13 protein-coding genes, 1 tRNA gene and 4 pseudogenes are annotated in these 11778 nt (G+C 66.0%); 12 read left to right on the top strand and 6 right to left on the bottom strand.

The window, feature by feature from the left end:
- Positions 1-84 precede the first annotated feature (84 nt).
- Together AB0P29_RS13870 and AB0P29_RS13865 are read left to right on the top strand one after the other, a co-directional pair.
- Positions 85-489 (top strand): heavy metal-responsive transcriptional regulator, encoded by a 405-nt coding sequence (locus AB0P29_RS13870; protein WP_100812218.1) that lies wholly within the window; start codon positions 85-87, stop codon positions 487-489.
- Between the two features lie 186 nt (positions 490-675).
- Positions 676-879: pseudogene (locus AB0P29_RS13865) on the top strand (recombinase family protein); the annotation flags it as partial.
- A 32-nt stretch (positions 880-911) separates the two neighbouring features.
- Here AB0P29_RS13865 and AB0P29_RS13860 read toward each other — a convergent pair.
- A pseudogene (locus tag AB0P29_RS13860) lies at positions 912-2089 on the bottom strand (IS3 family transposase).
- 69 nt (positions 2090-2158) lie between these two features.
- On the opposite strand from AB0P29_RS13860, the pseudogene AB0P29_RS13855 reads away from it, so the two are divergent.
- Positions 2159-2887 (top strand): annotated as a pseudogene (locus AB0P29_RS13855) (AAA family ATPase); the annotation flags it as partial.
- A 133-nt stretch (positions 2888-3020) separates the two neighbouring features.
- Here the strand turns inward: AB0P29_RS13855 and AB0P29_RS13850 are convergent.
- The gene (locus AB0P29_RS13850; protein ID WP_363380620.1) at positions 3021-3569 is read right to left on the bottom strand and encodes a MarR family transcriptional regulator; all 549 of its coding nucleotides are present in this window, start codon (positions 3567-3569) and stop codon (positions 3021-3023) included.
- Positions 3566-3859 (bottom strand): metal-sensitive transcriptional regulator, encoded by a 294-nt coding sequence (locus AB0P29_RS13845; RefSeq protein ID WP_194421521.1) that lies wholly within the window; start codon positions 3857-3859, stop codon positions 3566-3568. Before AB0P29_RS13845 ends, AB0P29_RS13850 begins: the two co-directional genes overlap by 4 nt.
- 100 nt (positions 3860-3959) lie before the next feature.
- Here AB0P29_RS13845 and AB0P29_RS13840 point away from each other — a divergent pair, with 100 nt between their 5' ends.
- From AB0P29_RS13840 to AB0P29_RS13800, 9 genes and pseudogenes are all read left to right on the top strand, one after another.
- The gene (locus AB0P29_RS13840) at positions 3960-4145 is read left to right on the top strand and encodes a hypothetical protein (protein ID WP_228479879.1); all 186 of its coding nucleotides are present in this window, start codon (positions 3960-3962) and stop codon (positions 4143-4145) included.
- 5 nt (positions 4146-4150) lie between these two features.
- On the top strand, positions 4151-4519 hold the full coding sequence (locus tag AB0P29_RS13835; RefSeq protein ID WP_194421522.1) for a thioredoxin domain-containing protein: 369 nt from the start codon (positions 4151-4153) through the stop codon (positions 4517-4519).
- A 152-nt stretch (positions 4520-4671) separates the two neighbouring features.
- Entirely contained in the window at positions 4672-6081 is a 1410-nt protein-coding gene (locus tag AB0P29_RS13830) for an MBL fold metallo-hydrolase (protein WP_363380615.1), read from the top strand.
- Positions 6082-6123: 42 nt separating this feature from the next.
- Entirely contained in the window at positions 6124-6669 is a 546-nt protein-coding gene (locus AB0P29_RS13825) for a sulfite exporter TauE/SafE family protein (RefSeq protein ID WP_363380632.1), read from the top strand.
- A pseudogene (locus tag AB0P29_RS13820) lies at positions 6654-7094 on the top strand (AAA family ATPase); the annotation flags it as partial. The gene AB0P29_RS13825 and the pseudogene AB0P29_RS13820, both read left to right, overlap by 16 nt.
- A 327-nt stretch (positions 7095-7421) precedes the next feature.
- Positions 7422-7718 (top strand): SHOCT domain-containing protein, encoded by a 297-nt coding sequence (locus tag AB0P29_RS13815; RefSeq protein ID WP_217532636.1) that lies wholly within the window; start codon positions 7422-7424, stop codon positions 7716-7718.
- Positions 7719-7825: 107 nt separating this feature from the next.
- Complete coding sequence (locus tag AB0P29_RS13810; RefSeq protein WP_217532632.1) at positions 7826-8356, top strand: hypothetical protein; 531 nt, start codon at positions 7826-7828, stop codon at positions 8354-8356.
- Positions 8357-8384: 28 nt separating this feature from the next.
- Positions 8385-9683: an APC family permease gene (locus AB0P29_RS13805; protein ID WP_217532630.1), complete on the top strand. Its 1299-nt coding sequence runs from the start codon at positions 8385-8387 to the stop codon at positions 9681-9683.
- 385 nt (positions 9684-10068) lie between these two features.
- Positions 10069-10374 (top strand): hypothetical protein, encoded by a 306-nt coding sequence (locus tag AB0P29_RS13800; protein WP_215487871.1) that lies wholly within the window; start codon positions 10069-10071, stop codon positions 10372-10374.
- Between the two features lie 224 nt (positions 10375-10598).
- Here AB0P29_RS13800 and AB0P29_RS13795 read toward each other — a convergent pair.
- The 3 genes from AB0P29_RS13795 to AB0P29_RS13785 form a co-directional block, all read right to left on the bottom strand.
- Positions 10599-10671 (bottom strand) — tRNA-Lys (locus AB0P29_RS13795).
- 39 nt (positions 10672-10710) lie between these two features.
- On the bottom strand, positions 10711-10887 hold the full coding sequence (locus AB0P29_RS13790) for a hypothetical protein (protein ID WP_363380611.1): 177 nt from the start codon (positions 10885-10887) through the stop codon (positions 10711-10713).
- A 115-nt stretch (positions 10888-11002) separates the two neighbouring features.
- Complete coding sequence (locus AB0P29_RS13785; RefSeq protein WP_363380608.1) at positions 11003-11677, bottom strand: fasciclin domain-containing protein; 675 nt, start codon at positions 11675-11677, stop codon at positions 11003-11005.
- Positions 11678-11778 lie beyond the last annotated feature (101 nt).

The raw sequence follows: 11778 nt of genomic DNA, 5'->3' as shown, positions 1-11778 counted from the left end.
CCCATCGAAGTACTGCAACGTGATCTCCATCCAACGACCGTAAACGTTGCAGCCCGGTACAAGGTCAAGTGGTGTGATGGTCACATGCGCATTGGGGACCTCGCCGCGGCCACGGGCGTCAGCACTCAAACCCTTCGCTTCTACGAACGCGAGGGCCTCCTGCCGGCCCCGAGCCGACAAAGCAACGGATACCGGGTCTATGACGACGGGGTCGCTTCCCGGGTCGGGTTCATTCGCGCCGCTCAAACCGCCGGACTAACGCTGTCCGATATCGCCGGGGTTCTCGCCCTCCGGGAGGATGGGCAGGCCCCGTGCTCACACGTGCATTCACTACTCACTGGCAAACTCGGTGAAGTCAGAGCCCGCCAACAAGAACTCGCCCGCCTCGAGAGAGAGCTCGTGGGCATGCTGACGACCAGCTCGGCCCTGGATCCAGCGACGTGCTCGGAGCGCAGCATCTGCCACGTCATCCCACAGCCGCTCCCGTAAGCCCGTCGTTGTCCGCACCAGCGGTCCGCCTCGAAAAGCTAAAGCTAAACGAGCCACGGCGCCCATGCCTCGTTGCGAGGTTCACGCCCGCGCGGTCTCGAGGCCGTGAGTGGTCTCAGAAACTCGTCTCGACGATTCTTGTCTCGGTTTGTGGACTATTTGGGGTTTACGAGTCAGACTGGGGAGATGAGGCTGTTGGGGTATACGAGGGTGAGCACGGTGAGTCAGGATGCGCGTCTCCAACTCGACGCGCTGATGGCGGCAGGCGTGGAGGCGCGCGATGTGTTCTCGGACGTGACCTCGGGCGCGCGAGCGGCGATTAAACGGTCCGGGATGAAGAAGCTCCTCGAATACGCGACGGAGGGCGACACGGTTGTCGTGTGGCGCATGGGCGTGAGGAACGAACTGATGACAGTTTCGGTTTAGGCCGCGAGTGTGAGCGGCTCGGTTAGCTTGGCTTCGAACTCGATCGGCGTCAAGCCGCCGAGGGTGTCCTGGGCGCGTTGGCGGTGATACTTCCGCTCGATCCAGACGACGATCGCGAGCCGCAGCTCCTGCCGAGTCGTCCACCGCTGCTGGTTGAGCACGTTCGTTTGCAGCAACGACCAGAAGCTCTCCATTGCGGCGTTGTCTCCGGCGGCGCCGACGCGTCCCATCGAGCCGACCATGTCGTGACGGCGCAACTCGCGGGCCATGGCCCTACTCCGAAACTGACTGCCCCTATCGGCATGCAGTATGCATCCGGCGACCTCGCCCCGACGGGCGACGGCGTTTCGGACGGCGTCGACGGCGAGTTTCGCGGTCATCCGATCGCTGATGGAGTACCCGACGATGCGGTTCGAGAACACGTCCTTGATCGCGCAGCAGTACAGCTTGCCCTCGGCGGTCCAGTGCTCCGTGATGTCGGTGAGCCAGAGCCGGTTCGGCGCATCAGCGCGGAACACCCGCTGGACGTGGTCGTCGAACACGGGCGGCCCGGCCTTCTTGCCCTTCCCGCGTCGCCGCCGCTGCGCCGAGGAGAGGATCCCAGCCTGCGAGCACAGCTTCCACGCCGTCCGCCTGCTCATCCGCCACCCCGCTCGACGAGCTTCGTCGGCGAGGTATCGGTAGCCGAACGTCGGGTCATCATGGTGCGCGTCATGCAGCGCGTTGATCCGATACGCGCGGAGCACATCGGCGTCCCGGACCGGGTCGTTTCGCCACCGGTAGTAGGGCTGTCTTGCGAGCTTGAGGACCCGGCACGACACCGTCACGGGAATCCCCGCGTCGGCGAGCTCAGATACGAGCGGGTACGTCATTTTGGGGAGCCACCGAGCCGCAGGTTCGCCTGCGACAGATACGCCGCCGCACGACGAAGCACTTCGTTCTCCTGCTCGAGCAGCCGGATCCGCTTCTTCAACTCCCGAGCCTCGGCAGCATCGGCGGCAGTCTGACCGGGACGGTTGCCGTCCTCGACATCGGCCTGGCGGAGCCAGTTCTGCAGCGTCGCTTCGCTGATACCGAAGTCAGTGGCGATCTGCTTGATGGTGACGCCGCTCTCACGACGCCGAGCGACCGCGACAACGTCCTCGCGGAACTCTCTGGGATAGGGACCGGGCATGATGACATCCTCCCCGCCAGCGCCTCCCGGCACTAACGATCAGTTGTCACCGATTCGTTCCTCACGCCCATCTGCCATGGCGACGCGGGAGTGGGGAAGACCCAATCCGCTCGCCGCTACGCCAGGTGGGACACCCTTGAACCGTTCATCACCGAATGGGGACCTCGAGACGCGGCCGATGCGGAACACTACGCGGCAGCTCACCGAGCCCGCACCTTGTTCTTCACCCCACCCGTTCTCGCCAAAACCGCCCAGCTCCTCCACGACATCGATCGCATCCAGGGGCGACTGGGGCACTGCATCGACGAACACCTTCGAGCGATCGGCAAAGGGACAGGATCCGTCATGCGCCATGATTCCCGGCGATGGGTAGAACTCCTCATCATCGATGAAGCCGAACGACTCTCCGCGACCGCCCTCGAGATCCTTCGTGACCGACATGATCGAGAACACATCGCGATCATCCTCATCGGCATGCCCGGCATCGACCAACGTTTCCGCCACTACCCGCAGCTATACAGCCGACTCGGATTCTCCCACCGATACCGAAACCTAGGACGCGACGAGCTTCTCTTCGTCCTCACGCGCCATTGGAAACGCCTCGGCCGCACCCTCGATCCCGAGGACTTCACCGACGCGCAAGCGATCGCCGCGATCGAGCGCATCACCCGAGGTAACTTCCGGTTACTCGAGCGCCTCTTTCCACAGGTCGCACGAGTCCTCAAGATCAACGAACTTGAAACGATCACCGACGACGTCATCGAGGCCGCTGCAAGCACCCTCGTCATCGGCACCTGAGAAACTGCCATTTAGCGTTACTAAAACAGTGCCCTCGAGCCCCGACGTCCACAGTCCGCCGGAAACGTGGATCAAAACCGTCTTGCGGCAGACGTTTTCGGCGTGTTTTCCGGCTGCTCGCGAGCGCGAATTTCTACCGAGGGTCTACGGAGTCGATCGCATCTGTCATCGCGGCGAGGAAGCCGGTGATGTGCCGGTGTTGGCTTGGGGTGAGTTTCATCGCGGCGGCGTACATGCGGAGGTGCATGCCGTTCAGCGTGTCGCGGACCTCGGCATCGGCCGTGTCGGTGGCGCGGATCGATGCGCTGCGGTTGATCGCGAAGCCGGCGACGCGTTCGACGCGTCCGTCGCGCTGAAGCTTGTCCGCGAGTGCGTTCGTGTCGGCGGTCGTGATGCCGAGGTAGTGGGCGAGCTCGGCGGGTCGTGCGGTTCGATCCGCGCGGCGGAGGAGGAAGCGTAGAGCGAGCATCTCGTCTTCGGCCATCGACATCGCTTCTCGCGTGCGGCGGCGCATGGCGACCTCTGCGGCCCGGTAGGTGCGCAACGCTTCGAGGGTCTGGCGGGCGAGGGCTTTCGGCTCGGAGATCTCGTCTTGCCAGTAGGTGCGCGGTAGCGCGGGGGTCGGCGCCGCGGCGGGGAGTGGTTGCGTGGGCTCAGGGTCGAGGGGTCTGGCGTCGGTCATGCCAGGGAGAGGAAGAGCTTTTCGAGCTCGTCCGGGGTGCTGACGCCGTCGGCATCGGGATCAGTCATGCAGTCGCGAAGTGCCGTCGAGATGACGAGGAAGCCCGCCCGGTCGAGGGCTTTGGAGACGGCGGCGAGCTGCTGCACAACGTCACGGCAGTGCGCGTCGCTTTCCACGGCAGTGATGACCGCTGCGAGCTGGCCCTGAGCGCGCTTGAGACGGTTGACCACCTTCCGCTTGGCCTCGGCGTCGTGGGCAAACGGCTCAGTGGTGATCTCGGTTGCGCTCATTCTCGTTCCTTCCGTGGAGTTGACAATCACGATACCCCCTGGGGTATGCTGAGTCCACCCCGGACTGATACCCCCAGGGGTATTACAGATTGAGGATCACATGTGCAGAGCAACAAAGTGCCGGACCTGCGGGAAGACCACGTGGGCGGGATGCGGACAGCATGTCGCAGCCGTCCGCAAGAGCGTGCCCGCATCGGACTGGTGTAACGGCAACCACACCCGCGGCGAGGTCCAGGCCGCGCAGTCGCAGCGTGGTGGGTTCTTCTCCCGCCTGTTCGGGAAGTGACGGGCATGGCCACGATCGATCTGACCGGCGAGACCTTCGGCGGCACGGTTGCGAGCGAAGGCATCGTCCTTGTCGACTTCTGGGCGGCTTGGTGCGGGCCCTGCCGGGCGTTCGCCCCCGTGTTCGAGGCCGCGTCAGAGCGCCACCCCGACGTCGTCTTTGCGAAGGTCGACACCGAAGCGGAGGTCGGGCTCGCCACGGCGAACCGCATCACCTCCATTCCCACGCTCATGGTCATCCGTGACGGCGTCTTGGTTTACAAGCAGCCCGGCGCTCTCCCCGAACCTCAGCTCGAGCTCCTGATCAGCAAGGCCCGCGAGCTCGACATGGATGACGTGCGCCGGCAAATCGCCGAATCCCCCACCGCCGCCTGAAAAGGACCCCCTATGTGCGCACAGATCACCTGCTCAACCTGCGGTAAGCCCACCTGGGCCGGCTGCGGACAGCACATCGAACAAGCCCTCGCGGGCATCCCCAACGACGAGCGCTGCAGCTGCGCTCACTGACAGCGACCGAAAGCAGACCCATGCTCCTCGAACGTCTTTATGACGACGACCTCGCCCACGCCAGCTACGTCATCGGATGCCAGCGCACCGGTGAAGCGATCGTCGTCGACCCGCGCCGTGATGTGCAGGTCTACCTCGACCTCGCCGCGAAGAACGGCATGACCATCACTGCGGTCACCGAAACCCATATCCACGCGGACTACCTCTCCGGCACCCGCGAGCTCGCGGCCCGCACCGGAGCGACGATGTACGTCTCCGGCGAAGGTGGCCCTGACTGGCAGTACGGCTCCGGGTTCCAGGACGCCACCCGGATGATGCACGGCCACCGCATCGCTATCGGGAACATCACCATCGAGGCGGTCCACACTCCCGGGCACACCCCCGAGCACCTGTCCTTCCTCATCACCGACGGCGCCGCCTCCTCGGAGCCGGGCTACGTCCTCACGGGAGACTTCGTATTCGTCGGTGACGTCGGACGTCCTGACCTGCTCGATGAGGCCGCCAGCGGTGTCGATACCCGGTTCGACGGTGCGCGTGACCTGTTCGCCAGCCTCCGCGACCAGTTCCTCACCCTGCCCGACTATGTGCAGGTTCTCCCGGCTCACGGCTCAGGGTCTGCGTGCGGCAAAGCCCTCGGCGCGGTCCCCAGCTCGACGGTCGGCTACGAACGCCGCTTCGCGTGGTGGGCGCCCTACCTCGAGGCCGGCGACGAGCAGGGCTTCATCGACGCGCTGCTGAACGATCAACCTGACGCGCACGCGTACTTCGCGCGCATGAAGCGGCAGAATCGTGTCGGCCCGGCCCTGCGCGGCCAGCTCGCCCCGCTCACCGAGTACTCCGCGCCCGAGCTTCGCGCCGGCATCGAGGCGGACCGGGTGATCGTGGTCGACACGCGCCACCACTCCCTTGTCCACGAGGGCACCGTGCCGGGCGCGCTGAACGTCCCCGGGGTCGCGAAGGCAGCCAGTTACGGCGCGTGGGTCTACAACCCCGAGGCCGAAACCCGCCCGCTTGTGCTGCTCATCGACTCAGCGAACACCGCAGCCCAGTTCCGGGACCACTTGCTGCGTGTCGGCATCGACCAGGTCGACGGGTTCATCACCACCCTCGAAGGCCTGCCCACGGTGCAGCCTAAGACGATCGCCCCGACCGACCTTGACCAGGTCGACGCGGCGCTTCTCCTCGACGTCCGCAACCGCACCGAGTACAACGCCGGACACATCCCCGACGCCGTGCAGCTCTCCGGAGGCCGAGCACTCTGGCACGCCGACGAACTGCCGGCCGGGAAGATTCTGACCTACTGCCAGAGCGGCGTCCGCAACAGCGTCGTCGCCAGCGCCCTCCGCCGCGCCGGGCACGACGTCATCGAAATCGAAGGCAGCTACAACGCCTGGGTCGCAGCCACCGCACCCCAGACCGCCCCGGCCTGACCAAGCTCGGGAGCTCGAGTGGATACGTCCATCGTCATCGCCATGATCCTCGCGGCCCTGGTCGGTGTCGCACTCGGGCTCCTCGGCGGCGGGGGCTCCATCCTCACCGTCCCCATCTTCACCCTCGTCCTCGGCACCGGAACGAGAGAGGCGATCGTCTCCTCCCTCTTCGTCGTCGCCATCACCAGCGTGGTTTCCACCGCATTCCGCGTCCGTAGACGCGAGGTGCTGTGGAGGGTCGCTGCGGTCTTCGCGGCGACCGGTCTGCTCGGGGGAGTGGCGGGCGGGATGGTCGGCCGGTTCTTTCCGGAACCTGTGCTCACCGGCCTGTTCGCGGCGATCATGATCGTCACCGCGATCGCCATGATGCGGCGCCGACGAGAGCCCACCGAACCTCGTCAGACGCGGCCGATCACGCGAGCGATTCGAACGGTCGCCACCGGACTTGATGTGGGCGTGCTCACGGGAGCCCTGGGCGCAGGCGGCGGGTTCCTCATCGTCCCCGCGCTCACCTTCCTTGGCCTCCCCATTGCCGCGGCCGTAGGGACATCGCTCCTGGTCATCGCCATGATTCCCGGCGATGGGTAGAACTCCTCATCATCGATGAAGCCGAACGACTCTCCGCGACCGCCCTCGAGATCCTTCGTGACCGACATGATCGAGAACACATCGCGATCATCCTCATCGGCATGCCCGGCATCGACCAACGTTTCCGCCACTACCCGCAGCTATACAGCCGACTCGGATTCTCCCACCGATACCGAAACCTAGGACGCGACGAGCTTCTCTTCGTCCTCACGCGCCATTGGAAACGCCTCGGCCGCACCCTCGATCCCGAGGACTTCACCGACGCGCAAGCGATCGCCGCGATCGAGCGCATCACCCGAGGTAACTTCCGGTTACTCGAGCGCCTCTTTCCACAGGTCGCACGAGTCCTCAAGATCAACGAACTTGAAACGATCACCGACGACGTCATCGAGGCCGCTGCAAGCACCCTCGTCATCGGCACCTGAGAAACTGCCATTTAGCGTTACTAAAACAGTGCCCTCGAGCCCCGACGTCCACAAGGTCGCGTACGCGCGGAGACGCGCGCGATTAGGGCCCCGTTGCTACCTGCGCCGATCCATTCGGCGAGCTGATGGCTGACGAGGAGACGCGTGCGACAGCGGGGAACTGGAAGCCCGTTCGGAGGGAGCGTTGACGTGCCAGGGCCCGGGACCTTGGTCCCGCATCCCCGCCACAGCGAGACGTAGCTTGGAATTGTAGATACCCGCCGGGGGTATAGGTGGTGATCATGCAGGGGAGGGGCACGGTCCCCGTGAGGAAGAAGTGGTGTGCTGATGATGTGGGATGACGGTGATGGCGGCTACGACATGGGCTTCGGAATGGGCTGGGGTTGGGGTTGGCTGTGGGCTGTTCTCATCCTGATCGGGATCGGGCTGCTGGTGTACGTGGCGGTCCGGCTGAGCACTCGCAGTACGACATCGCCTGCAGCTTCCGCCCCTCCGACGACCGGTGAGGCGTCGCCTGGTCCTGCGGTGTCGTCGGCTCAGCGGATCCTCGAGGAGCGCTACGCGCGCGGCGAGATCGACACGGACGAGTTCAACGAGCGCTCGCGTGTTCTCAGAGGCGGATGAGACGCGCTGCCCGGTCATCACCGGGTCCACGGCGTTCTGAGACCCGCCGGATCATGCGTTGGCCGTGGGCCAGCGGTTGGCCGGCCGAGCGAGGCTATGATGACGACATGCCGAACGGGCAGCAGATGAGCGCGACGTCGAACGCGGCGGGGGCCGGCCAGTCCTGGTCACCCATCGCGTACACGAGCGAGAAGGACTTCCACGCCCTGACCGCCGGACCCGACGGCACCCTGTACGGGCTCTCCACAGATGAGCCTGCTGTGCTGACCAGCACCGACGGCGGTTCGACCTGGACGGCAGCGGGCGCGAACATCTCCGCGTACGCGCTCACTGTCGACGACACCGGCACCGTCTACGCCACCACCCCCGGCGGGGTTCTGTTCAGCGTGGACGGGGCGGCCACCTTCGCGCCCGTGACCGATGCGCCGGCGCTGTATCTGCTGTCGGCATCCCCCGACCACTCGACCCTGGTCGGAGTCGACGCCGAGGGCACCATCTGGACGAGCGCGGACGCCGCCGTATCGTGGACCGAAGTCGGCAGTGCGGACGGCCAGGCGCAGGCGGTCGCTCTCACCTCGTCGGGAGAGATCGCCGTGGCCGACGACAGCGGGCTCCGGCTCCTCGGCGGCGACCAGTGACCCGGGACCTGCGAGTCGGGAGGCGCACGTGAGCGAGCAGTCCGCGAAGATCAGCCTCGTCGGCTCGGTGGCGCTGGGCACCGGGGTGATGATCGGCGCGGGGATCTTCGCACTCGTCGGGCAGGTCGCCGGACTCGCCGGCGACTGGTTCCCGGTCGCGTTCATCGCCGGCGCCGCCGTCGCAGGTGTCAGCTCCTACGCCTACGCACGGTACTCGAGCGTGAACCCGTCGGCGGGCGGCATCGCGATGCTGCTGAAGGACGCGTATGGCCCGGGCGTGGTCGCTGGGTCGTTCTCGCTGTTCATGTACGTGTCGATGGTGGTCGCCGAGAGCCTCCTCGCCCGCACGTTCGGCACCTACCTGCTGCGACCCTTCGGGCTCCAGGACTCCGCCGTGCTGGTGCCGCTGCTGGGCATCATCGCGATCGCGGCCGCGGCTGTAGTGAACCTCGTCGGCAACCAGCTCGTGGAACGCTCCGCGCTGGTCACCGCGGTCCTGAAGATCGTCGGGATCGCGGTCCTCGCAGCGGCCGGTCTCATCGGTGCGGCCGCCACCGGCGCCGGGTTCTTCTCACACAGCTCCGACAGCGGCGACGGCATCCTCGGCGCCATCGCCGCTGTCGCGCTGTGCGTGCTCGCGTACAAGGGCTTCACGACGATCACAAACCAGGGCGATGACCTGGCACACCCCAAGCGGAACATCGCCCGGTCCATCACGATCTCGATCGTGATCTGCGCGGTGCTGTATCTGCTGATCACTCTGTCGGTGGGTGCGAGCATCGGGGCGTCCGGCGCGATCGATGCCCGCGACTACGCCCTCGCTGAAGCAGCAGACCCGGTGTTCGGCGCGTGGGGCGTGGGCATCACTGTCGCGATCGCGGTGATCGCGACCCTCTCCGGACTGCTCGCCAGCCTGTTCTCGGTGTCGCGCCTGTACGGGATGCTGCAGGAGATGAAGCAAGCCCCCTCCCTGCCGGCGCGGGTGCCGCACCAGCCGCTGCTGATCACTGCCGGGGCCGCGATCATCCTCACCGCGGTACTCGACCTGAGCCGCATCGCGGCACTGGGGGTCTTCCTCTATCTCACGATGGACATCGCCGTGCAGTGGGGAGTGCTTCGCCGGCTGCGCGACAAGATCAACGCGCAGCGCTGGCTACCCATCGCCACGATCGTGCTGGACGTCGCGATCCTCGCCGCGTTCACGATCAGCAAGGCGCAATCCGATCTGCCCACCGTTGCCGTCGCAGCAGGTCTCCCAGCAGTGATCTTCGCCGCGCAGGCCTGGGTCGTAGCCCGCCGAACTCGAAGGGAGACCAGCGATCGCTGACCCCGCACCCGATTAGACCGAGCCGATCGGCACGCGAGAAGGCCCGGATCCCGTGGACGAGTCTGGGACCGTGGATTCGAGGTCGGATGGCCGCCGTTGCGCCGCGTATCGAGATCCTCGCCGACACGCGCGGTCGCGCGTACACTGACGGCGCGCGGCACCCGAGCCCCAGCATCCCCCCATCTGGGGGCCATACACCTCGACTGCTGGTGTGATGTCGCGTGGTGGTACCTTCGCCGACCGGATCCCTGACCCGCGAGACGAGGGGACCGCCTCACCCTGCCAACACCCCCGGGATACGCGCGGGGACAGAGTCACGTCCCGATCCTTCAGCGAACGGCTTGACGGGCTGGCGCCGTCCGTGGCGCCCCATTGGGGTCACATCATGGGCCGCCCAATTCTCCGAACCACGGTGATCGCGGTTGTCGTGTTCGGCTTCCTGTTGCTGTGGGCGTCGGTCGCGTTCAACTGGCCGGCGGCGCAGTGGATCGTGCTGATCGGGTATGTGTTGCTCGCGATCCTCATCACTATTGGGTTCATCCGCCGGAGGCGGCGGCCGCGCCATGCTGCTTCCGAGCTTTCGGCATCCGACGCATACTCGGATATCCAACTCGGGCGAAGCCCGATCACGCACTATCCGCGCGATGAAGCCAGCACCTCCCAGATCGGCGATCCTCCAGGAGATCGCTAGTCACCCGAGCGCGCAGTAGCCGGTCGTCATGCGTGCCAGTCCCGCTTCACGCGCCCGCGCCCGTCGCCCGCGGACGCGGTGTTTTCAGATAGCCCGCCCGATGCGATGCACGGGCAAGGTCCGCCGCGCGGGCCAAGCGACCGTCGGCGTGAGCATCACCCAGTCGAGCAGATTCGGTGCGTGGCGCGGCTCGCAGGGACCAAACTCCGACGCTGCCATAGAGGTGGGCCCCGTGGGGCTCGAACCCACGACCCGCGGATTAAAAGTCCGATGCTCTACCGACTGAGCTAGAGGCCCTCAGCGTCCCAGCCTAATGGGGGAGCGGCGCGGCATCCGTCACTCGGTGCTCTTCGAACTGCCGAAGACGACCCCGAGCATGATGCCGAACGACAGGCCGAACCCGACGCCGAGCCCGATGCTGTCGAGGAACAGCAGTCCGACCATCATCCCGCCGAGCATTCCGAACGCGATCCAGAGGCCGAACGAGATCCCGTTGATGTTCTTGTTCGCCATACCTCGACGCTACGAGAGGCGCCGACCGGCGGCATCCCCCGTACGAGGGAAAAAGGAGGCGGCGCCGCCGGAGCCCGCAGAGCTTCGACGACGCCGCCGGTCGAGAAGACCGTGATCACATCGGGGGCATCAGCACCGTGTCGATGAGGTAAACGGTCGCGTTGGCGGTCTGAACGCCACCGCAGATCACCATGGCGTCGTTGACCATGAGCTCGTCGCCCGAGCCGGTGACCTCGAGGTCAGCGCCCTGAACGGTCGCGTGCGTGCCGGCGATCTCGTCGGGTGCGATCTGGCCGGGGACCACGTGGTAGGTGAGGATCGACGTCAGCGTCTCGGAGTCCGTCTTCAGACCCTCGATGGTCTCGGCGGGGATCTTGGCGAAGGCGTCGTCGACCGGGGCGAAGACGGTGAACTCGTCACCGTTCAGCGTGTCGACGAGGTTGACGTCCGGGTTCAGTTCACCGCTGACAGCGGACACCAGGGTCTTGAGCAGCGGGTTGTTGGATGCCGCAGTGGCCACCGGGTCCTGCGCCATGCCGGCGACCGAACCGGCGCCGTCCGGAACGGCCTCGGCGTAGTCCGCGCAGCCCGGGCCGACGAGGTTGGCGGCGGGGTCCATCGTGTCCTCGGTCATCTCGGGCGAGGGCGACTCCATCGGCTCCTGCGACTCCATGCCCTCGCTGCTGGTGCCACCCTCGGGGGCGGTGCTCGACGAGCAGCCGGCGAGAGCGAACGCACCGACCAGCGTCAGAGAGAGTGCTGCGGTCATCTTCTTCTTCGTGCTGAACATGTTGTCCTCCATGTGTTGGGACCGCCCTCTGCGGCGGCGATGTCTGGTCTTCGGAACCACTAGGCAAACGGATTGCACATTTCCCGAGATTCTTTTTCGCG

This window comes from Microbacterium sp. NPDC080220, from assembly GCF_040686395.1.
Lineage (GTDB): Bacteria > Actinomycetota > Actinomycetes > Actinomycetales > Microbacteriaceae > Microbacterium > Microbacterium gawkjiense.
This window is presented reverse-complemented; position numbering and strand designations above follow the sequence as displayed.

Coding starts and splice junctions, on each gene's coding strand:
- AB0P29_RS13870 (WP_100812218.1), top strand. CDS start 85: ATGCGCATTGGGGACCTCGCCGCGGCCACGGGCGTCAGCACTCAAACC.
- AB0P29_RS13850 (WP_363380620.1), bottom strand. CDS start 3,569: ATGACCGACGCCAGACCCCTCGACCCTGAGCCCACGCAACCACTCCCC.
- AB0P29_RS13845 (WP_194421521.1), bottom strand. CDS start 3,859: ATGAGCGCAACCGAGATCACCACTGAGCCGTTTGCCCACGACGCCGAG.
- AB0P29_RS13840 (WP_228479879.1), top strand. CDS start 3,960: ATGTGCAGAGCAACAAAGTGCCGGACCTGCGGGAAGACCACGTGGGCG.
- AB0P29_RS13835 (WP_194421522.1), top strand. CDS start 4,151: ATGGCCACGATCGATCTGACCGGCGAGACCTTCGGCGGCACGGTTGCG.
- AB0P29_RS13830 (WP_363380615.1), top strand. CDS start 4,672: ATGCTCCTCGAACGTCTTTATGACGACGACCTCGCCCACGCCAGCTAC.
- AB0P29_RS13825 (WP_363380632.1), top strand. CDS start 6,124: ATGATCCTCGCGGCCCTGGTCGGTGTCGCACTCGGGCTCCTCGGCGGC.
- AB0P29_RS13815 (WP_217532636.1), top strand. CDS start 7,422: ATGATGTGGGATGACGGTGATGGCGGCTACGACATGGGCTTCGGAATG.
- AB0P29_RS13810 (WP_217532632.1), top strand. CDS start 7,826: ATGCCGAACGGGCAGCAGATGAGCGCGACGTCGAACGCGGCGGGGGCC.
- AB0P29_RS13800 (WP_215487871.1), top strand. CDS start 10,069: ATGGGCCGCCCAATTCTCCGAACCACGGTGATCGCGGTTGTCGTGTTC.
- AB0P29_RS13790 (WP_363380611.1), bottom strand. CDS start 10,887: ATGGCGAACAAGAACATCAACGGGATCTCGTTCGGCCTCTGGATCGCG.
- AB0P29_RS13785 (WP_363380608.1), bottom strand. CDS start 11,677: ATGTTCAGCACGAAGAAGAAGATGACCGCAGCACTCTCTCTGACGCTG.